Annotated in this window: 16 protein-coding genes and 1 pseudogene; 8 read left to right on the forward strand and 9 right to left on the reverse strand. The window is 66.3% G+C overall.

Going from position 1 to position 19,189, the window contains the following annotated elements:
• Nucleotides 1-22: 22 nt before the first annotated feature.
• The 3 genes from pcp to CCX87_RS13950 are packed head-to-tail and all read right to left on the reverse strand — an operon-like array spanning nt 23 to nt 2,494.
• Nucleotides 23-760, reverse strand: coding sequence for a pyroglutamyl-peptidase I (gene pcp, locus CCX87_RS13940; RefSeq protein WP_087747197.1), 738 nt, complete (start codon nt 758-760; stop codon nt 23-25).
• A gap of 25 nt (nt 761-785) precedes the next feature.
• Nucleotides 786-1,742: a DUF979 domain-containing protein gene (locus CCX87_RS13945; RefSeq protein ID WP_087747200.1), complete on the reverse strand. Its 957-nt coding sequence runs from the start codon at nt 1,740-1,742 to the stop codon at nt 786-788.
• Nucleotides 1,743-1,753: 11 nt separating this feature from the next.
• Nucleotides 1,754-2,494 carry a DUF969 domain-containing protein gene (locus tag CCX87_RS13950; RefSeq protein WP_087747202.1) on the reverse strand — a complete coding sequence of 247 codons (741 nt, stop codon included), beginning with the start codon at nt 2,492-2,494 and terminating at the stop codon, nt 1,754-1,756.
• Nucleotides 2,495-2,896: 402 nt separating this feature from the next.
• Here CCX87_RS13950 and CCX87_RS13955 point away from each other — a divergent pair, with 402 nt between their 5' ends.
• A complete protein-coding gene (locus CCX87_RS13955) occupies nt 2,897-3,574 on the forward strand; it encodes a GntR family transcriptional regulator (protein ID WP_087747204.1) in 678 nt (225 codons plus the stop codon).
• 235 nt (nt 3,575-3,809) lie between these two features.
• On the opposite strand, the gene CCX87_RS13960 is transcribed toward CCX87_RS13955, so the two are convergent.
• Together CCX87_RS13960 and CCX87_RS13965 are read right to left on the reverse strand one after the other, a co-directional pair.
• Entirely contained in the window at nt 3,810-4,880 is a 1,071-nt protein-coding gene (locus tag CCX87_RS13960) for a response regulator (protein ID WP_087747206.1), read from the reverse strand.
• Nucleotides 4,880-8,497, reverse strand: coding sequence for a hybrid sensor histidine kinase/response regulator (locus CCX87_RS13965; protein WP_087748351.1), 3,618 nt, complete (start codon nt 8,495-8,497; stop codon nt 4,880-4,882). Before CCX87_RS13965 ends, CCX87_RS13960 begins: the two co-directional genes overlap by 1 nt.
• Before the next feature lie 294 nt (nt 8,498-8,791).
• Here CCX87_RS13965 and CCX87_RS13970 point away from each other — a divergent pair, with 294 nt between their 5' ends.
• From CCX87_RS13970 to ureG, 7 genes are all read left to right on the forward strand, one after another.
• Nucleotides 8,792-9,094 (forward strand): urease subunit gamma, encoded by a 303-nt coding sequence (locus CCX87_RS13970; RefSeq protein ID WP_055399013.1) that lies wholly within the window; start codon nt 8,792-8,794, stop codon nt 9,092-9,094.
• 34 nt (nt 9,095-9,128) lie between these two features.
• The gene (locus CCX87_RS13975; protein WP_087747208.1) at nt 9,129-9,743 is read left to right on the forward strand and encodes a HupE/UreJ family protein; all 615 of its coding nucleotides are present in this window, start codon (nt 9,129-9,131) and stop codon (nt 9,741-9,743) included.
• A gap of 26 nt (nt 9,744-9,769) precedes the next feature.
• Entirely contained in the window at nt 9,770-10,075 is a 306-nt protein-coding gene (locus tag CCX87_RS13980) for an urease subunit beta (RefSeq protein WP_087747210.1), read from the forward strand.
• Nucleotides 10,076-10,167: 92 nt separating this feature from the next.
• Entirely contained in the window at nt 10,168-11,913 is a 1,746-nt protein-coding gene (gene ureC, locus CCX87_RS13985) for an urease subunit alpha (RefSeq protein WP_087747212.1), read from the forward strand.
• A gap of 8 nt (nt 11,914-11,921) precedes the next feature.
• A complete protein-coding gene (gene ureE / locus CCX87_RS13990) occupies nt 11,922-12,566 on the forward strand; it encodes an urease accessory protein UreE (protein ID WP_087747214.1) in 645 nt (214 codons plus the stop codon).
• 124 nt (nt 12,567-12,690) lie between these two features.
• A complete protein-coding gene (locus tag CCX87_RS13995; protein WP_087747216.1) occupies nt 12,691-13,401 on the forward strand; it encodes an urease accessory protein UreF in 711 nt (236 codons plus the stop codon).
• A gap of 50 nt (nt 13,402-13,451) precedes the next feature.
• Nucleotides 13,452-14,141, forward strand: coding sequence for an urease accessory protein UreG (ureG, locus tag CCX87_RS14000; protein ID WP_087747218.1), 690 nt, complete (start codon nt 13,452-13,454; stop codon nt 14,139-14,141).
• Between the two features lie 46 nt (nt 14,142-14,187).
• On the opposite strand, the pseudogene CCX87_RS14005 reads toward ureG, so the two are convergent.
• The 4 genes and pseudogenes from CCX87_RS14005 to CCX87_RS14020 all read right to left on the reverse strand — a co-directional run bounded on the left by CCX87_RS14005 (nt 14,188) and on the right by CCX87_RS14020 (nt 19,135).
• Nucleotides 14,188-15,272: pseudogene (locus CCX87_RS14005) on the reverse strand (M48 family metalloprotease).
• A 22-nt stretch (nt 15,273-15,294) separates the two neighbouring features.
• The gene (locus CCX87_RS14010) at nt 15,295-15,894 is read right to left on the reverse strand and encodes a LemA family protein (protein ID WP_087747219.1); all 600 of its coding nucleotides are present in this window, start codon (nt 15,892-15,894) and stop codon (nt 15,295-15,297) included.
• Nucleotides 15,895-16,092: 198 nt separating this feature from the next.
• The gene (locus tag CCX87_RS14015) at nt 16,093-16,524 is read right to left on the reverse strand and encodes a group II truncated hemoglobin (protein ID WP_087747221.1); all 432 of its coding nucleotides are present in this window, start codon (nt 16,522-16,524) and stop codon (nt 16,093-16,095) included.
• Between the two features lie 91 nt (nt 16,525-16,615).
• Nucleotides 16,616-19,135, reverse strand: coding sequence for an ABC transporter permease (locus CCX87_RS14020; RefSeq protein ID WP_087747222.1), 2,520 nt, complete (start codon nt 19,133-19,135; stop codon nt 16,616-16,618).
• Nucleotides 19,136-19,189 lie beyond the last annotated feature (54 nt).

The following is a 19,189-nucleotide window of genomic DNA, read 5'->3' on the forward strand; positions in this document are numbered from 1 at the left end:
CAATCAGCGGGGTGCGCCAGGCTCAGTGCAGCGCGCCGCCCACTTCGCGCACATCGGCCTGCACGGCCAGCGCGGTTTCGATGGCCACTTGCAAGCCGCGTACCTGCGTAGCCAAGGCCATGCTGGGCATGCCGGGGTGCAATGCCGCCAGTTCGGGCAAGGTAGGCACATGAATAAAGCCCCCGCGCACCGCGCCGGAGCCCGCCGCACCACCCGCTGCAGTACCCGGTGCTGCCCCCGATATCGCCCCTGATGCGCCACCCGCCCGCGTAGCCAGGTGGTGCATCAGCGCATAGAAGATGTGGTTGCACACAAAGGTGCCCGCCGTGTTGGACACCGCAGCGGGCACACCCTGGGCCCGCATGTCGCGCACCATGGCCTTGACGGGCAAGGTGGAGAAGTACGCGACCGGGCCATCGGCGTGCACCGCCGTGTCCACCGGCTGGCGCCCAGCGTTGTCGGGGATGCGGGCGTCGTCCACGTTGATGGCCACGCGCTCGGGGGTGATCTCGGTGCGCCCACCGGCCAGGCCCAGGCAGATCACCAGCGTGGGCTGCCACTGCGCAACCGCCTGCTCCAGGCGGGCAATGGCATCGCCAAAGACGCAGGGCAGCTGCACTGCGCGCACGGTGCAGGCACCACCGGCGGATGCTGGTGTGGCTGGCTGCCAGCCGTCCAGCGCGCGGGCCACTTCCCACGAGGGGTTGAGCGGGTCTTTGTCAAACGGCTCAAAGCCGGTGAGCAGCACGTTCTGCGTCATGGCGTTTCCTTGGGGTTCATTGAGGTTAGCGGAACATCAGGAAGTACAGCAAAAACACGTTGACCGTGAGCAACACCAGGGCCGTGGGCACCTGGGCACGGATGACGGCGTTCTTGTCTGGCAGTTCCAGCAGCGCGGCGGGCACGATGTTGAAGTTGGCCGCCATGGGCGTCAGCAGTGTGCCGCAATAGCCCGACAGCATGCCAATGGCCGCCATCACTGCGGGGTCACCGTGGTACACGCCCACCAGCACGGGCACGCCCACGCCGCCCGTCATCACCGGGAAAGCGGCAAAGCCGTTGCCCATGATGATGGTGAACAGCGCCATGCCAATCACATACACGGCCACGGCCACAAAGCGCAGGTCCATGTTGATGTAGGTGGTGGTGACATAGGCCACGGCCTTGCCCACACCCGCGTCCGAGAAGACGAGACCCAGCATGCCCAGCATTTGCGGCAGCACCAGGGCCCAGCCCAGGGCATCGGTCAGGCGGCGCGATTCGCGCATGCCCTGTGCGGGGGTTTCACGCGTCAGCCAGCACACCAGCGCCAGCGACAGCACGCAGCCCACGCCCAGGCTCACCAGCGTGGTGTTCTTGGGGTCCAGCAGCGGCACGCCGCCCACCGACAGGTGCTTGGCCGACAAGGTGCCGATCATGGTGACCAGCGGAATCGCCAGGGCCGGAGCAAACAGCTTGTTGCCCAGGCGCTTGGCGCTGGCCGCGTACTCGGCCACGCTGGGGCTTTTGTGCTGGCCACCGGCCACGCCGCCAAAGCCCGCAATCAATGCCATGGCCACGGCGCCCACGCCCACCCACAGCGGGGGCAACCGGTCGCCCACCAGGAACACCAGGGCATACAGGCCCCAGAACAAGCCGCTGCTCACGCGCTTGGGGTTGCTGCTGTCGGTGAATGTGGCGATGGACGTGAAGGCCAGCACGGCACCCACCAGGTAGTACAGGTATTGGATAGAGAGAATCATTGCGGCGCTCCTCAGGCAGCTTTGTTGGAAGAAGCTGCAGAGGCGGACAAGGGCTCGATGCCCTCGGCCTTCAGCTCACGGGCCAGCACGCCGTCCAGGCGGTACAGGCGCCAGGCGTGGATCAGGAACGCACAGACCGCCGTGGGGATGCCCCAGAACGCAACGTGCAGTGGCTCCACATCAATGCCCGCTTCGTGCAGGAAGGTGGTCATCAGCACGATGGCGCCAAAAGCCACGAAGATGTCTTCGCCAAAGAACAGGCCCACGTTGTCCGTCGCGGCCGAGAAGGCGCGCAGCTTGTGGCGAATGCGCTCTGGCAGCGTGCCGTAGCGCGCCTCGGTGGCGCCTTCGGCCATGGGCGCCAGCAGCGGGCGCACCATTTGCGGGTGGCCACCCAGGCTGGTCAGGCCAATGGCAGCGGTGAGCTGGCGCGCAGCCAGGTACACGATGAGCAGGCGGCCTGCGGTGGCCGATTGGATGGAGCTGATCCAGTTTTGCGCATGCTGGCGCAGGCCATGGCGCTCGAGCAGGCCAATCACCGCCAGGGGCAGCAAGATGATGAGCGGCAGGTTGCGCGTCTTGATGAAACCTGTGCCGATGGTGGCGAGGATTTTGTCGATGGGAAACCCGGCTGCCAGGGCGGTGCCCACGGCCGTGACGATCACGACCAGCATGGGGTTAAACCGCAGGACAAAGCCCACGATGATGATGGCCACCCCGATGAGCGGCCACAGATTGACGTCACTAAGCATGTTGATCCTTCATTGAGCACACAAACACGACGCACAGCCACGCGCCCCTGAACCAGGGCACAGGCACCGCTGCGCGCGCCTTTCCTCTGCCGCTGCGTGCAGACCCCAAAGTCCCGAACACGAAGCCAGCCACCTCTCGCCATGCAACTTGCATGCCACATCAAAGAACAAAACATGCACCATTGAGTGGCAATCAAATATTTTTTGTAGAACAAAAATATTTGATTGTTTTACGATTTGTCGATTTTGCCCAACAAAGAGGCGCCTTCACACTACGTAGAAACCCTCGATTTCTGCCACTCCAAAGTGGTCTTTTGGCGGCGCAGTCCCTGCGTCGCGCTCCCTCTGGGATGGGCGGGTGATGTGCGGTGGGATGGGCGTCTTTCCCCTTACCATCCGGGCATGAAGTCAGAACTGAGCAATTTTCAAACACTGAATGACCGCATGGCGGAGCTGATCCGCCAGAAGATCGTGCACGGGGAGTTCACGCCGGGCCAGCGCCTGTCTGAGGCGGCCCTGAGCGAGAGCCTGGAGATATCGCGCAACACCCTGCGCGAGGTGTTCCGCCTGCTGACCAAGGAGGGGCTGCTCAAGCACGAGCCTAACCGGGGCGTGTTTGTGGCCATCCCCAGCATCGCATCCATCATCGACATCTACCGCGTGCGCCGGTTGATTGAATGCCAGGCCCTGGCCCAGGCCTACCCCCGCCACCCCGCAAAAAAGCACCTGCGCGACGCCGTGGAAATGGCCCTGCGCTGCCGCGATGCAGACGACTGGCAGGGCGTGGGCACGGCCAACATGGAGTTCCACATGGCCATTGTGGAGCTGGCCGACAGCGAGCGCCTGAACGTGATGTTCTCGCACCTGCTGGCCGAGCTGCGGCTGGCCTTTGGGCTGCTCAACGACCCGGAATTTCTGCACATGCCTTATGTGGAGATGAACGTGAATATCCTGGAACTGTTCGAGGCAGGCAAGCTGCAAGAGGCGTCTGCCGCGCTCAACGAGTACCTGGTGCATTCCGAGCGCATCGTGCTGGCGGTGTACGCACGGCGGATTTCGGATGGCGGGCAGTCCAGGTAAGCAGACTCCCGGCGCAACAGCTGCGCACGCACCACCCGACCATCGCCCCATGCCTGCCCGCCGATGTGCGGGCCGTCAATGCATCTATTTTGAAAAGACCGCCGACCGCAACTGGCTTGTGGCCCTGCACCAGGACGTGAGCATCCCTGCGGCCCAACGGGTTTCAGCGCCCGGCTGGCAAGGCAGGACTGCAAAGGAAAGCTGCCAGGGCGATTTCAAGCCCAAACCCATCCATTCACCCCTCAAACTGCGGATGCAACTGCCGGATGCGGTTCATGGCCATGGCAGCTGCAGCCGTGCGGGTCTCCACGCCCAGCTTGGCAAACACACGCTCCAGGTGCTTCTTCACCGTGGCGGGGCTGGCGCCCAGGATGTCGCCAATGTCGCGGTTGATCTTGCCCTTGACCACCCAGTACAGCACCTCGGCCTCGCGCGCGGTGAGCTTGAAGGACAGACTCATGGATTCGATGATCTTGGCGTCCGACACCTCGCGCATCACGATGAGCCAGTCGCCACCGCCTGCGCTGTCACCCGCCTGCTGGTGCAGGCGGAAGGTGAGCCTGCGGGCGCCCTGCTCTACCGCCAGGCGCGGCGGCTCGGCCAGCGATGCGGCCAGCAGCTCGGCGGCGTTGTCGGCCAGCACATGGCGGCGCAGCCAGGCCTGCACGGGCTCGGGCGCCCATTGACCAAAGGCGGTGGGCACACCATCGGGGCCCACCTCGCCAAAGTAGCTTTGCAGCAGCTCGCGCGCCAGCGGGGTCTGCCACACGATGCGGCCGTCCACTGCGCGCACGGTGATGCTGGCGTAGCCAAAGGCGTCGAGTGCGTTGCGCGCCTCGCGGGCCTGGCGGGCGTCCTGCCGGGCCTTGCGGGCGGCGCCCAGGTGCACCTGCATGCGGGCCATCACCTCGCGCGGCTTGATGGGCTTGGTGACGTAGTCGATGCCCCCGGCTTCCAGCGCAGCCACCAGGTGCTCGGTTTCGGTGAGGCCCGTCATGAAGATGATGGGGATGTGCGCGGTGGCAGGCGATGCCTTCAGGCGCCTTGCGACCTCGAAGCCGTCCATGCCGGGCATCATGGCGTCGAGCAGCACGATGTCGGGCAGTGCCTGCGCAGCGCGCTGCAACGCGGCCTCGCCATGCGTGGCGACCAGCACCGTGTAACCCGATTCGTCGAGCGCGTCGTGCAGCACGGCAAGGTTGTCGGGCACGTCGTCCACGATGAGCACCACGTCGCTGTCGGCGCGATCCAGCGCCGCAGCGGGCGCTGCAGGCGCCGGGAAAGAAGGTGGCTTGGCAGTGGTCATCACGAGGGCGCCTGTTCCAGGATCTGGCCCATTGCATCGAACTGGAACTGCTTGGCCAGTTGCCGCATGGTGACTACGAACGCACTGTGGGCGGGTTGGCTGCGTTCGATGTCGTCCAGGGTGTTGAGGATGCCACGGTAGTAGCCCAGCGTCACCACCTGGGCCAAGGCCGACAGGGCAGCGGCATCAGGGTACGTGAGGGGTGCTGGCGCGGCGGTTGCGCCCGTTGGCGCAGGCGCTGCAGCGGCCTCATCTTGCAACCACTGCAAGCCAAGGCGACGTTCCAGCCAGTCCAGCAGCTCTGTGTGGCGCACGGGCTTGACGATGAAATCTTCGGGGCGGATGCCTACGTCGTTGTCCAGCGCCTTGTCGAACGCGTTGGCGGAAACAATGGCGCAATGCACGTCCGGCAACCGCATCTGCCGCACACGTCGCAGCGTCTCCCACCCATCAATGCCCGGCATGGCCAGATCCATGAAGATCGCATGCGGCCGGTAGCCGGTGGCCAACAAATCGAGCGCATCGTGCCCGCTGGCGGCCTGGCGCAACGCAAAGCCCAGGGGTTCGAGCAGTTGCACCAGCAGCTCGCGGTCAGGCTCTTCGTTGTCTACCACCAGGATGCGGCGGCGCTCGCCCACGTAGCCGGTACGGACCCTGGCGGGGCGCGGCAAAGCCGCCGCCCCAGCCTTGCCCAAGGCATCGGCATGCACCTCGGGCAAAAAGAGTTTGACCTGGAACACCGAGCCCACACCCGGTGTGCTGCCCACCGTCAGCTCGCCGCCCATGAGCACGGTAAGCATCTTGGCAATGGTCAGGCCCAGGCCCGCGCCGGGCGCGGCCGCAGTGCTGCCACCGCCCGATCCGCCGCGCGCAAAGGGCTCGAAGATGCGCTCGATCTCCTCGGCCGTCAGGCCCGGCCCGGTGTCCTGCACCTCGATGCGCGCCATCTCGCGCGCATAGCGCACGCGCAGCGTGACGGTGCCCTGCGCGGTGAACTTGACCGCATTGCCCAGCAGGTTGATGAGAATCTGGCGCAGGCGCTTTTCATCGGCGCGCACCACTTCAGGAATCACACCCAGCACATCGAACTGAAACGCCAGGCCCTTGGCGGCAGCCTGCAGTTCGAACAGGCTGGCCATCTCGTGCAGGCCGTCGGCAAAACGCATGGGCGTGACATCCAGCGTGAGCTTGCCCGATTCGATGCGCGCGATGTCGAGCGTGCCCTCGATGAGCGACAGCAGGTGCTCGCCACCCCGGCGGATCACATGCACCGCCTGCTTGCGGTGCGGCGGCACGCCCGCGTCCTCGCCCATCAGCTGGGCATAGCCCAGGATGGAGTTGAGCGGCGTGCGGATCTCGTGGCTGATAGAGCTGATGTAGCGGCTCTTGGCCTGGTTGGCCTGGTCGGCGGCGCGCTGCGCGGCTTCGGCCACCTGGCGCGCCTGCTCGGCCACGCTGCGGGCGGTCTGCAGGGCCTCGTCGGTCTGGCGGTGCAGTTCGATCTCGCGCACCAGCAGGCCGGTCTGGCGGTTGGATTCCTCCTGCGCCACCTGGCGGCTCTTGTGCGCCAGCACCAGCCACCAGGCCACGATGCCCGAGATGACCAGCAGCGCAAGATATGCCTTGAGCAGGCCAGAGCGCAAGGCCACTTCGGGCGCGGCCATCACCTCGGTGTCGGTGGCCGCCTGCGCAATGGTGTTGAGTTCCTGGTGGTACAGCAGCCCCATCACCGAGGCCAGCAGTGGCGCAATCACCAGCATCAGCAGCAGGAAGTGGCCCAGGCCCGTGTCCAGGTAGCGCCACATGGCGCGCGGCAACACCCAGCGCAGGGCAGCAGACCACTGCACCGCCATGCTGGCGTGGGGCTTGCACAGGTCACCGCAGCGCGCATCGAGCGTGCAGCACAGTGAGCAGATGGCGCCCCGGTAGGCGGGGCACTGGGCCATGTCGGGCGCTTCGTACTCGCGCTCGCAGATCACGCAGCGCTGTACGGTGTAGCGCACGTAGCTGCCCAGGTCGCCCTGCGCATTGCGGCGCAGCGGGCCGTGCAGGGGCACCGCCACCACGTCGGTCAGCGCAGCGGGTTCCGATGGGCGCGCAATGTAGTAGCGCCCCCCGGTGGCCCAGGCGATGAGCGGTGCGGTGACAAAGGCCACCGCCATCGCGATCACGGCCGAGAACGCCTGCGCCAACGGGCCGAACAACCCCAGGTGCGCGCTGATGGAAAGGATGGACGCCAGCGCCATCGAGCCCACGCCCACCGGGTTGATGTCATACAGGTGCGCGCGCTTGAACTCGATGCCCTTGGGCGACAGGCCCAGCGGCTTGTTGATGACGAGGTCGGCCACCACGGACATGATCCAGGCGATGGCGATGTTGGAGTACAACCCCAGCACTTCGCCCATGGCGCGGAACACGTTCATCTCCATCAGCATGAAGGCGATGAGCGTGTTGAACACCACCCACACCACGCGCCCCGGGTGGCTGTGCGTGAGGCGCGAAAAAAAGTTGGACCACGCGAGCGACCCCGCATAGGCATTGGTCACATTGATCTTGAGCTGCGAAATCACCACAAACAACGCCGTGGCCGCCACCGCCCAGCCGTAGTTCGGAAAGACGTATTCATAGGCGGCCAGGTACATCTGGTTCGGGTCCACCGCCCGGTCGGCCGGCACCATGTGGGTGAGCGCCAGGTAGGCCAGCAGCGCACCGCCCAGCATCTTGAGCACCCCCAGCACCACCCAGCCCGGCCCGCCCACCAGCACGCCCAGCCACCAGCGCCCGCGCGTGGCCGGTGTGCTGGCGGGCATGAAGCGCAGGTAGTCGGCTTGCTCTCCCATCTGGGTGATGAGCGCAATGCCCACCGTGAGTGCTGCACCAAACAAGGGCAATTTGAACGTGGCACCGCGCATTGATTCACCACCGTAGTGCACAACTCCAGAAAACGCACCAGGATCACGCACCAACACATAGACAAACGGCACCACCAGCATCACCAGCCACAGCGGCTGCGTCCACACCTGCAGGCGGCTGATGGCCGACACACCGTGGGTGACCAGCGGAATCACCACAATGGCGCAGATGAGGTAGCCCCAGGTGGGCGGGATGTCGAGCGCCAGCTCCAGCGCATAGGCCATCACGGCCGCTTCGAGCGCGAAGAAGATGAAGGTGAAGCTCGCGTAGATCAGCGAAGTGAGCGTGGAGCCGATGTAACCAAAGCCCGCGCCGCGCGTGAGCAAATCCATGTCCACGCCATAGCGGGCCGCATACACGCTGATGGGCAGGCCCGCCAGGAAGATGATGAGCCCCGTGGCCACGATGGCCCAGAAGGCGTTGATGAAGCCGTACTGCACCAGCAGCGTGGCGCCCACGGCCTCCAGGATCAGGAACGACGCGGCGCCGAACGCCGTGTTGGCCACCCGCCATTCCGACCACTTGCGAAAGCGCTGCGGCGTGTAGCGCAGCGCGTAATCCTCCATGGTCTCGGTGGCCACCCAGCTGTTGTAGTCGCGGCGCACCTTGACGACCTGCTGGGGGGCTTGCGCATCCACATCCTGCCCCGACGGCTGCACCGGCGCAGCATCGGCGGGAGCAAGAGAAGCGGAGGAAAGTGGCATGGGCATGGAATGACAGCAAGCACTGCAGGTGCAGTTTCCATGCCACGGCCGCCCCAGCGAGCACAGCCCCTGCGCCAGATGACGTATGGCGGGCACGGGGCTTGCTGCCTATGATGAATCCGCTGCCACCAGATCACCCGGTACACCATGAAACTCACCCCTCGTGTTCGACCGCCTCGGCGGTCGCGCGAGCCATTGACCCCAGCATTGAGTGAAACGAAATGGAACTGACTCCTCGCGTTCGGCCGCACAGCGGTCGCGCGAGCCATTGACCCCAGCATTGAGTGAAACGAAATGGAACTGACTCCTCGCGAAAAAGACAAGCTGCTGATCTTCACCGCCGCCCTGCTGGCCGAGCGCCGCAAGGCCCGGGGCCTCAAGCTCAACTACCCCGAGGCCATGGCCCTGATCAGCGCCGCCGTGATGGAAGGTGCCCGCGACGGCAAGACCGTGGCGCAACTCATGAGCGAAGGCCGCACCGTGCTGACCCGCGCCGATGTGATGGACGGCATCGCCGAAATGATTCCGGACATCCAGGTGGAGGCCACCTTCCCTGACGGCACCAAGCTCGTCACCGTGCATCAGCCGATCGTTTGACCCCCTCTTCCCCCTTTCTCTCTGTGGAGCCCCCATGCGCATCGCACACACACACCGCCACACAGTCGCTCTTATTTTTATAGCAATCAGCGCAGTATCCACAAGCGCTATCGCCCATACAGGGGCTGAATCCCACATCCACCACAGTTTTCTGAGCGGTTTTGCCCACCCGCTCTTTGGCCTGGACCACCTGGCCGCCATGGTGGCCGTGGGCCTGTGGAGCGCCCTGGCCGCACGCAGCGCCGGGCGCGATCTGCTGTGGGGCCCCGTGGGTTTTGCAGCCATGCTGCTGGCGGGCGCCGTGCTGGGGTTGCAGGGCGTGGCACTGCCTGCGGTAGAGCCGATGATTGCCGCGTCGCTGCTGGTCACCGGCCTGCTCGTGTGGTCGCGCCTTCGCGTGCCCGGCCTCGTGGCCGCGCTGGGCGTGGGGGTGTTTGCGGTGTTCCACGGCGTGGCCCACGGCCACGAGCTGGCGGGCAGCGACAGCGCCTGGCAAACCCTGGCGGGGATGCTGACGGCCACCGTGCTGCTGCACAGCGCAGGCCTGGCGGCTGGCTGGGCCCTGCGCCACCGCCATGTGTGGCTGGCACGCGCAGCCGGCGCTGGCGTGGCCGCGTTCGGCGGTGCGCTGCTGGCGCAAATGGCCTGAACCCGTCTGCCCACCAGGAGCACGCAATGATCCCAGGCGAACTCTTCACCGAACCCGGCGAACACCCGCTCAACACCGGCCGCCGCACGCTGACCTTGGTGGTGCGCAACACCGGCGACCGCCCCATCCAGGTGGGATCGCACTACCACTTTGCCGAGACCAACAACGCCCTGGGCTTTGACCGCGCCGCCGCGCGCGGCATGCGGCTGAACATTGCATCGGGCACCGCCGTGCGTTTTGAGCCCGGCCAGCAGCGCACGGTAGAGCTGGTGGACTACGCGGGCGAGCGCCGCGTGTATGGCTTTCAGGGCCTGACGCAGGGCGCACTGTAGAAATTTCAAGCCAAAACAGCCTCTAGCGCTTGATGGATAAGCGCTAGCAGCTATCAAAAATATAGTTACCAGTTCTCGCGGAGTACCCCACCATGGCAACCATTGGACGACGCGCCTACGCCGAAATGTTCGGCCCCACCGTGGGCGACCGGCTGCGCCTGGCCGACACCGAACTCATCCTGGAGGTCGAGGCCGACTACACGCTGCGCGCTGGCAGCTACGGTGAAGAGGTAAAGTTTGGCGGCGGCAAGACCATTCGCGACGGCATGGCGCAGTCGCAACGCAGCAATGCGCAAGGTGCAGTCGATACGGTGTTGACCAACGCCCTGGTGGTGGACCACACCGGCATCTTCAAGGCCGACATTGGCCTCAAGGCAGGCCGCATCGCAGCCATCGGCAAGGCGGGCAACCCCGACGTGCAGCCCGGCGTGGACATCATCATCGGCCCCGGCACCGAGGTCATCAGCTGCGAGGGCAACATCGTCACCGCAGGCGGCATCGACAGCCACATCCACTTCATCTGCCCGCAGCAGATCGAAGAAGCCCTGGCCAGCGGCGTGACCACCATGCTGGGCGGCGGCACCGGCCCCGCCACGGGCACGCTGGCCACCACCTGCACGTCGGGCCCCTTCAACCTGGAGCGCATGCTGCAGGCCGCCGACGCCTTCCCGATGAACCTGGGCTTTTTGGGCAAGGGCAACGCCAGCCTGCCCGATGCGCTGCACGAGCAGATCAACGCGGGCGCCATTGGCCTCAAGCTCCACGAAGACTGGGGCACCACGCCCTCGGCCATCAGCAACTGCCTGGACGTGGCGGACGAGACCGACACGCAGGTCGCCATCCACAGCGACACGCTCAACGAATCGGGCTTTGTAGAGAACACCATCGCCGCCGTGGGCGGGCGCGGCATCTGCGCCTTCCACACCGAGGGTGCGGGCGGCGGCCACGCGCCCGACATCCTGCGCGTGGTGGGTGAAGACAACTTCTTGCCCAGCTCCACCAACCCCACCATGCCCTACACGCACAACACGCTGGACGAGCATGTGGACATGCTCATGGTGTGCCACCACCTCGATGCGAGCATTGCCGAGGACCTGGCCTTTGCCGAAAGCCGCATCCGCAAGGAGACCATTGCCGCCGAAGACATCCTGCACGACCTGGGTGCCATCAGCATGATGAGCAGCGACAGCCAGGCCATGGGCCGGGTGGGCGAGGTCATCCTGCGCACCTGGCAAACGGCGCACAAGATGAAGGTGCAGCGCGGCTGGCTGGCCCCCACCGCCGGCCGCGATGAGCTGGCCGAAATCCTGCAGCGCAACGACAACTTCCGCATCAAGCGCTACGTGGCCAAGTACACCATCAACCCCGCCATTGCCCACGGCATCAGCCACGAGGTCGGTTCGCTCGAAGTGGGCAAGTGGGCCGACATCGTGATCTGGAAGCCCGCCTTCTTTGGCGTGAAACCCGCGCTCATCTTGAAGGGCGGGCTGATCGCCATGGCCGCGATGGGCGACCCGAATGCCTCCATCCCCACACCGCAGCCGGTGCACTACCGGCCCATGTTTGGCGCATTTGGCGGGGCCGTGGCCAAGACCTCGCTCACCTTTGTCTCGCAGGCGGGCCTGAACGCTGGCATTGGCGAGCGCTTTGGCCTGCGCAAAACCTTGAGCGCCGTGCACAACATCCGCGGCATCCGCAAGCGCGACATGGTGCACAACAGCTACACACCCAAGATGGAAGTGGACGCGCAAACCTACACCGTGCGCGCAGATGGACAATTGCTCACCTGCGAGCCCGCCACGGTGTTGCCGATGGCGCAGCGCTATTTCCTTTTCTGACCCCATCGATGATCCAGATCTCCAAACTCATCCCCCAAGGCCAAGGCCTTGCGCCTGTGCTACTCAAGCGCGCCACCACCATCGAGCTGGACTGGGACGTGCGCCAGAAAAGCCGTTTTGCCGCTACGGATTCGGCCGGGCGTGAGCTGGGCGTGTTTCTGCCACGCGGCACGCTGGTGCGCGGCGGCGATGTGCTGGTGGCCGAAGACGGCTCTCTGGTGCGCGTGCTGGCCGCGCCGCAGCCGGTGCAGGTCATCACGCACTGCGCCCATCACGGCACGCCGTTTGACCTGACGCGCGCCGCCTACCACCTGGGCAACCGGCATGTGCCCATCGAGCTGCAGCCCGACCACCTCAAGATCGAGCCCGACCATGTGCTGGCCGACATGCTGCGCGCCATGCACCTGATCGTGACCGAGCAAAACCTGCCGTTTGAGCCCGAAGGCGGTGCCTATGCGGCGGGCCACGGCGGGGGCCATAGTCACAGCCATGGTCACGGCCATTCCCATGACCACGCGCACGATCATGACCACGGACATGCCCACACCGATGCACCGGCTGCGACCGAGCCCCCCGCCCGTGGCCGCACCGTGTCCATCCCCGTGGTCGCCCAGGGCCATGTGCACGGCCCGCACTGCAACCACGACCACTGAGCAGGCAATGAGCCGCCCGCAACGCAACCCCCTCTCCGTTCGGGCTGAGCCTGTCGAAGCCAAGGCACGCTGCATGCCCCACCTGCGCCCCCACCCCCAGCCACTGGGCTGACCCACCACCACCATGCGCGCCGACCGCCCCACGCCCCTGCCCGCCGCCAGCTTCTTGCAGCTGATGTGGCTCGCCTCACCCGCGCTGCCGGTGGGCGGTTTTTCGTATTCCGAGGGGCTGGAAAGCGCCGTCGAATACGCTGGCATCGACAGCGAGGCCGCGGTGGCCAACTGGCTGCTGGACCAGCTGCACATTGCCCAGGCGCGCGGCGACATGGCGCTGATCACCAAGGCCGTGGGCGCCTGGCGCCGCGCCGACTGGGATCGTGTGCGCGAGCTCAACGACTGGGTGCTGCACACCCGCGAAACCAGCGAGCTGCGGCTGCAAACCGAGCAGATGGGCCGCTCCATGGCCGACTGGCTGCGCAACCAGCACCAGGGCGATGCACAACGGATGCCCGCCGTGCGCCACCTGGCCGCCCTGCCCCCCACCTACCCCGTGGCGTATGCACTGGCCGCGTCCATCACCCAGGCCAGCGTGCGCGATGTGCTGCTGGCCTACGCCTTTGGCTGGGCCGAAAACATGGTGCAGGCCGCCCTCAAATCGATGCAGCTGGGCCAGAGCGCCGGCCAGCGCATCCTCGCCCGCCTGGCCGAAGCCATCCCCGCTGCCGCCGACCACGCCATCGGCCTGATGGACAGCGAGCGCCAGGCTTTCTCACCCATGCTGGCCATACTCAGCAGCCAGCACGAAGTCCAATATTCAAGGCTTTTTCGCTCCTAGCGCACGCACCGCCTGCGCAAGCAGCTATTGATTTAATAGTAACAAACGCCATGACCAACGCACTGCACCACATCCCCCACCGCACCAAGAACCTGCCCCCCCTGCGCGTCGGCATCGGCGGCCCGGTGGGCTCGGGCAAGACCACGCTGCTGGAAATGCTGTGCAAGGCCATGCGCGATGACTACGACCTCATCGCCATCACCAACGATATCTACACCAAGGAAGACCAGCGCCTGCTCACGGTGAGCGGCGCCCTGCCTGCGGACCGCATCCTGGGCGTGGAGACCGGCGGCTGCCCGCACACGGCCATCCGCGAAGACTGCTCCATCAACCTTGAGGCCATCGACCGCATGCTGGGCGAGTTCCCCAACGCCGACATCGTGTTTGTCGAAAGCGGCGGCGACAACCTGGCCGCCACCTTCAGCCCGGAGCTCTCGGACCTCACCATCTACGTCATCGACGTGGCGGCTGGCGAAAAAATCCCGCGCAAGGGGGGCCCCGGCATCACCAAAAGCGACCTGTTCATCATCAACAAGACCGACCTGGCCCCCCATGTAGGCGCCAACCTGGAGGTGATGCACGCCGACACCACCCGCATGCGCACCAACGCCCAGGGCCTCAAGCCCTTTGTGATGACCAACCTCAAGACGCTGACAGGCGTGGCCGAGGTGGTGAAGTTCATCGAGACCCGGGGCATGCTACAAAAGCCGGCATCCGCAGCGGGCCCAGCGCCGCGATAGCCATCAGGCCCAAGCGACTCCGGCAGGGCACCCTGCCAAGCGAGATTTACAGGCGGGCGAACGGGTCGACCAGCGAGGCCAGCGTCACGGCACCTGGCGCCACGGTGCCCGCGCGGCGTGTGGCCTCGGGCGGCTCGTTGACCGGTGTGAGCGGCAGCGGCTGCATGCTGCGGCCATAGATGCGCTGCACGCGCTCTGCCAGCGTGGGGTGCGAGTCGAGCCAGCGCTCCATGGCGCCCGCGCCCGGCAGGTCCACCAGCAGCATGTGCTGCACCGCGGGGTGCGCCAGCCCCTGGTGGGTTGCGCGCTCGTAGCCTGCGGGGTGTCGCGCCGCTGCGCCATCACCTTGCGCAACACGCCGCCCAGGCCGTCGCGGCTGCGCGTCCATTGCACGGCGCGGGCATCGGCAAGGTATTCGCGCTGGCGCGACACGGCAGCCTTGAGCATGCGGCCTGCCAGCCAGCCGGCAAATCCCGCCAGCATGATGGCCGAGCCAAACAGCCATGCCAGGCCACGGCGCTCGCGCAGTTCGTCGCCAAAGTTGTAAACCAGCTCCAACCCGAACACCATGCCCGCCAGGCGCATCTTCAGGCGCGTGTCGCCTTCGTGCAGGTGGCTCAGTTCGTGGGCCACCATGCCCTGCAGTTCCTCGCGCGTGAGGTGGTCAAGCGCGCCCTGGGTGACGGCCACCACGGCGTCGCTCGCGTCCCATCCGGCGGCGAAGGCGTTGATGGCTTCGGTGCGTGGCAGCACCATGACCTGCGGCGGCGGCATGTGGGCCGCGATGCACAGTTCATCCACGACATTGCACAGGCGTTGCTCGGCATGCGACACGTTGGGCCGGGCCTCGCGCGCGCCAATGCGCTGGGCGAGCTTGACGCCACCCGCACGCAGGTTGGACGTTTCCACCCACCAGCCGCCAAGCACCAGCATCAGCGACACCCCCACGTTCACCGCCAAAAAACCGGCCGGAAACGGCAGATGCACCGGCAACACCGCCGCCATCAGCAGCCAGGCCACCACCAGCGCCCCATGCACGGCCGCCACCAGCACGGCCACGGCCAGCGCAAAGGCGAGCAGCAGCCGCCGCGTTTCGCTGCGGGCGGTGTGCTGATGGTCCCAGAACCTCATGGGGAAAGCTTACGCAGGTCGCCTATTGTCCGAACTGCACCCGGGGCGCGGCACGCTCTTCCTCGCTGCGCGTGGCTTGGAGCATGGGCGCAGAGGGAAAGCCCAGCAGCCGCGCCACCACGATGGCCGGAAACCGCGCGGCCTGGTCGTTGAAGTCGAGGACCTGGTCGTTGTAGGCCTGGCGCGCAAAACCCAGGCGGTTCTCGGTGCTGGTGAGTTCCTCGCTGAGCGACTGCATGGTGGTGTCGGCCTTGAGATCGGGGTAGTTTTCGGCCACCGCCATCAGGCGCCCCAGGCTGCCGCCCAGGGCCTGCTCAGCCACGGCCAGCGCCCCCAAGGCGCCCGCGCTGGTGGGCGCCGTCCGTGCTGCGGTGGCGGCCCTCTGCGCCTGGCCGCGCGCCTTGATCACCGCCTCCAGCGTAGCCGCTTCATGGGCCAGATAGCCGCGCGCCACTTCCACGAGGTTGGGCACCAGATCGTAGCGGCGCTTGAGTTGCACGTCGATCTGGGCAAAGGCATTGGCAATGCGGTTGCGCAACTGCACCAGCCGGTTGTAAACCGCAATGGCCCAGAGCACCAACGCAGCGATCACTGCCAGAACAATCCATGCAGTTGCCGACATATCCCACCTCCCGTTTGATTGAATGAGGGCATCTTAGCGGCCGAAGATGGCTTGGCTGAAACCGCCAATGCAGGCCGCAGTGCATGGTGCGCAGCCGCCAAAGCAGCGCACACAATGGATATGAATGAAAACAGGCTCAACCCATTTATTGGCAAGCGTTAGCAGCTATGTAACTCATAGCAATCGCATCCTGCAAGCTCACACGCCCTTGTTGCGCATCCAGTCGGCCGTGCCCATGAAGCTCTCTTTCAGCCGCGCCCGCAAGTCCTGCGGCACGCCGGTTTCGCCCATGGCCTGGTCCATGCAGGCCACCCACTGGTCGCGCTCCTTGATGCCGATGGCAAACGGCATGTGGCGCGCACGCAGGCGGGGATGGCCAAACTGGTCGGTGTAGTACGACGGCCCGCCCAGCCAGCCGCACAGGAACATGAAGAGCTTTTGCCGCGCATCGGCCAGCTCGCTGCCGTGGGCGGCACGCAGTTCGGCGTAGCCGGGCTCCAGATCCATGAGGTCGTAGAAGCGCTCGGTCAGCGCGCGCACGCGCTCTTCGCCGCCGATCCATTCAAAGGGCGTTTCTGCGGCTGCAGGGTTGGCACGATCTTCGTGCGTATCAAGGTTTGGATTATTCATATAAAAACCGGCTCAAGCGCAATGCTATCAAGCGCTGACAGCTATCAAATTAATACTAAAGCAACCATTTCGCAGCAAGGTCCGGCATCGCCTATTCCGCAGAACGCCGCAGTGTCTCTACCACGGGGCGGTTGAGCACATCGCGCAGCCCCCACCAGCCTGCGGCCAGAGCCAGCACGGCGCCCGCCAGGGCCCCGACCAGCGGCACCCAGGGCGCGGCGGTCCACGCGAAATCGAACACGTAGCGCGCCAAGGCCCAGCCCACGGCCACGGCCACGCAGCTGGCCAAAAAGCCCGCGAGCAGGCCCACGCCCACCAGCTCGGCGCGCTGCACCTGGCGCAGCAGGCTGGCGCGGGCGCCCACGGCGCGCATGATGGCGAACTCGCGCGCACGCTCCTCGCGCGTGGCCGTGACGGCGGCAAACAGCACCACCAGCCCGGCCGCCAGCGTGAAGGCAAACAAAAATTCGACCGCCTGGATCACCTGTTCCAGCACGCGCTGGATCTGGGCAATGGTGGCGCCCATGTCCACGTTGGTGATGTTGGGAAACTGGCGCACCAGCGCGTTGTCGAACCCCGCCTTGTCGGGGGCCCGGAACGCGGCGAGGTAAGTCACCGGCACATCCTGCAGGTGGGCCACGGGGAACATCACGAAGAAATTGGCGCGCATGGAGCCCCAGTCCACCTTGCGCAGGCTGGTGATGCGGGCCTCGCTTTGCACGCCGCCCATGTCAAAACGCAGGCTGTCGCCCAGCCGCAGGCCCAGGGTTTGCGCAATGCCCTCTTCGACGCTGATGGCGCCCTCCTCGCCGGGTGTCCATTGGCCGGCTACCACCTGGTTGTGGCCGGGCGCATCGACGGCGTTGGAGAGGTTGAACTCGCGGTCCACCAGGCGCTTGGCGCGGTCTTCAACGTAGTTGTCGGGACCCACGGGCTGGCCATTCACGGCCAGCAGGCGGCCGCGGATCATGGGGTACCAGTCGTAGCGGGCCACGCCCGCATTTTTGAGCACCTGCTGGAAGGCATCGGCCTGGTCGGGCATGACATTGATGACGAAGCGGTTGGGCGCGTCGGGCGGCGTGGCCTGGCGCCAGCTGGCAATCAGGTCGGTGCGCAGCAACACCAGCAGCACCAGCGCCAGCAGCCCCACGGCCAAGCTGCTGACCTGCACCACGGCATAGGCCGGGCGCGCCGAAATCTGCCGCGTGGCCAGCACCAGCCAGCGCGGCGCCGTGGATTCGTTGACGCTCTTGCGCAGCAGCTTCACCGCCACCCAGCTCAAGAGCGCAAACAGCGCCACGGCCCCGGCAAAGCCACCCACGGCGATCAGGCCCAGCACCAGATCGCTGCTCACGGCCAGCAGCAGTGCCGCAAAACCGGCCACGCCCACCGCCAGCACGGCCAGAGAAACAGGTTTGAGCCCGCCCATGTCGCGCCGAATCACGCGCAGCGGCGGCACCTGGGCCAGCTGCAGCACCGGCGGCAGCCCAAAGGCCAGCAGCAGCGTCAGGCCCATGCCCAGGCCAAACGCCACCGGCCACAGGCTGGGCGCGGGCAGGGCCGACTCCACCAGCCCGGCCAGCAGCAGCACGAACACGTTGTGCACCAGGTAGCCAAGCGCCACGCCCAGGGCACTGGCAAACAGGCCGATCAGCGCGAACTCGATGGTGTAGGCGCCCGCGATGGCGCGCTGGCTTTGGCCCAGCACGCGCAGCATGGCCGACGCATCGAGATGGTCGGCCGCAAAGCCCCGCGCCGCCAGCGCCACGGCCACGGCCGACAGCAGTGCCGCCAGCAGGGCCACCAGGTTGAGAAACTTCTGGGCGCGGTCCAGCGTCTGGCGCATTTCGGGGCGGCCGCTTTCGAGCGACTCGACGCGCACGCCGTGCACTTCAGGCTTCTTGGCCTCGGCCGCAGCCCATTCGCTGAAAGCCTTGACGGCTGCGGGCGTTCCGGCCACGGCAAAGCGGTAGGTGATGCGGCTAGCCGGCTGCACCAGCCCGGTGGCCGGCACATCGGCCTGGTTAAGCAGGACGCGCGGCGCAAAGCTCATGAAGCCGGTGCCCCGGTCGGGCTCCACCACGATGATGCGGGCAATGCGCAGCTGCGCATCACCGAGCAGCAGCATGTCGCCCATCGACAGGCCCAGCGCTTCCAGCAAGGGGGCGTCCACCCACACCTCGCCTGGCGCCGGAATATCGCTGGTGGCCTGCCCCAAGGCATCGGGCGAATCGGCCACCTGCAGGCTGCCGCGCAAGGGATAGCCCGGCTCCACGCTCTTGAGGGCGACGAGCTTGGTGGCTCCGCCCTGCTGCTCGCTGGCCCGCCCCATGGTCGGAAAGCCCATGGTCGTCACCGTCTGCAGGCCCAGCGCCCGCGCGCGCTCGACAAAGGCGGGGGGCGTAGGGTTGTCGCTGGCCACCACGGCATCGCCGCCCAGCAGCTGCAGGGCGTCGCGCTGCAGCCCGCCTTGCAAGCGATCGGCAAAAAACCCCACCGACGTCAGCGCCGCCACCGCCAGGGTGACAGCCACGATGAGCAGGCGCAACTCTCCGGCGCGCAGGTCACGCGCCAGGGTGCGCAACCCCAGGCGAAAAAAGGACAGATTCATGGGTATGGACCTTAGCGCAATTGCGCCCCCAAAGTGGCTCTGGGGATTTGCCGC

Source organism: Acidovorax sp. T1 (genome assembly GCF_002176815.1).
GTDB lineage: Bacteria > Pseudomonadota > Gammaproteobacteria > Burkholderiales > Burkholderiaceae_C > Acidovorax.

Excerpts from the sequence above, each read along its gene's own strand:
- pcp (WP_087747197.1), bottom strand. The coding sequence starts at position 760 with ATGACGCAGAACGTGCTGCTCACCGGCTTTGAGCCGTTTGACAAAGAC.
- CCX87_RS13945 (WP_087747200.1), bottom strand. The coding sequence starts at position 1,742 with ATGATTCTCTCTATCCAATACCTGTACTACCTGGTGGGTGCCGTGCTG.
- CCX87_RS13950 (WP_087747202.1), bottom strand. The coding sequence starts at position 2,494 with ATGCTTAGTGACGTCAATCTGTGGCCGCTCATCGGGGTGGCCATCATC.
- CCX87_RS13955 (WP_087747204.1), top strand. The coding sequence starts at position 2,897 with ATGAAGTCAGAACTGAGCAATTTTCAAACACTGAATGACCGCATGGCG.
- CCX87_RS13960 (WP_087747206.1), bottom strand. The coding sequence starts at position 4,880 with ATGACCACTGCCAAGCCACCTTCTTTCCCGGCGCCTGCAGCGCCCGCT.
- CCX87_RS13965 (WP_087748351.1), bottom strand. The coding sequence starts at position 8,497 with ATGCCACTTTCCTCCGCTTCTCTTGCTCCCGCCGATGCTGCGCCGGTG.
- CCX87_RS13970 (WP_055399013.1), top strand. The coding sequence starts at position 8,792 with ATGGAACTGACTCCTCGCGAAAAAGACAAGCTGCTGATCTTCACCGCC.
- CCX87_RS13975 (WP_087747208.1), top strand. The coding sequence starts at position 9,129 with ATGCGCATCGCACACACACACCGCCACACAGTCGCTCTTATTTTTATA.
- CCX87_RS13980 (WP_087747210.1), top strand. The coding sequence starts at position 9,770 with ATGATCCCAGGCGAACTCTTCACCGAACCCGGCGAACACCCGCTCAAC.
- ureC (WP_087747212.1), top strand. The coding sequence starts at position 10,168 with ATGGCAACCATTGGACGACGCGCCTACGCCGAAATGTTCGGCCCCACC.
- ureE (WP_087747214.1), top strand. The coding sequence starts at position 11,922 with ATGATCCAGATCTCCAAACTCATCCCCCAAGGCCAAGGCCTTGCGCCT.
- CCX87_RS13995 (WP_087747216.1), top strand. The coding sequence starts at position 12,691 with ATGCGCGCCGACCGCCCCACGCCCCTGCCCGCCGCCAGCTTCTTGCAG.
- ureG (WP_087747218.1), top strand. The coding sequence starts at position 13,452 with ATGACCAACGCACTGCACCACATCCCCCACCGCACCAAGAACCTGCCC.
- CCX87_RS14010 (WP_087747219.1), bottom strand. The coding sequence starts at position 15,894 with ATGTCGGCAACTGCATGGATTGTTCTGGCAGTGATCGCTGCGTTGGTG.
- CCX87_RS14015 (WP_087747221.1), bottom strand. The coding sequence starts at position 16,524 with ATGAATAATCCAAACCTTGATACGCACGAAGATCGTGCCAACCCTGCA.
- CCX87_RS14020 (WP_087747222.1), bottom strand. The coding sequence starts at position 19,135 with ATGAATCTGTCCTTTTTTCGCCTGGGGTTGCGCACCCTGGCGCGTGAC.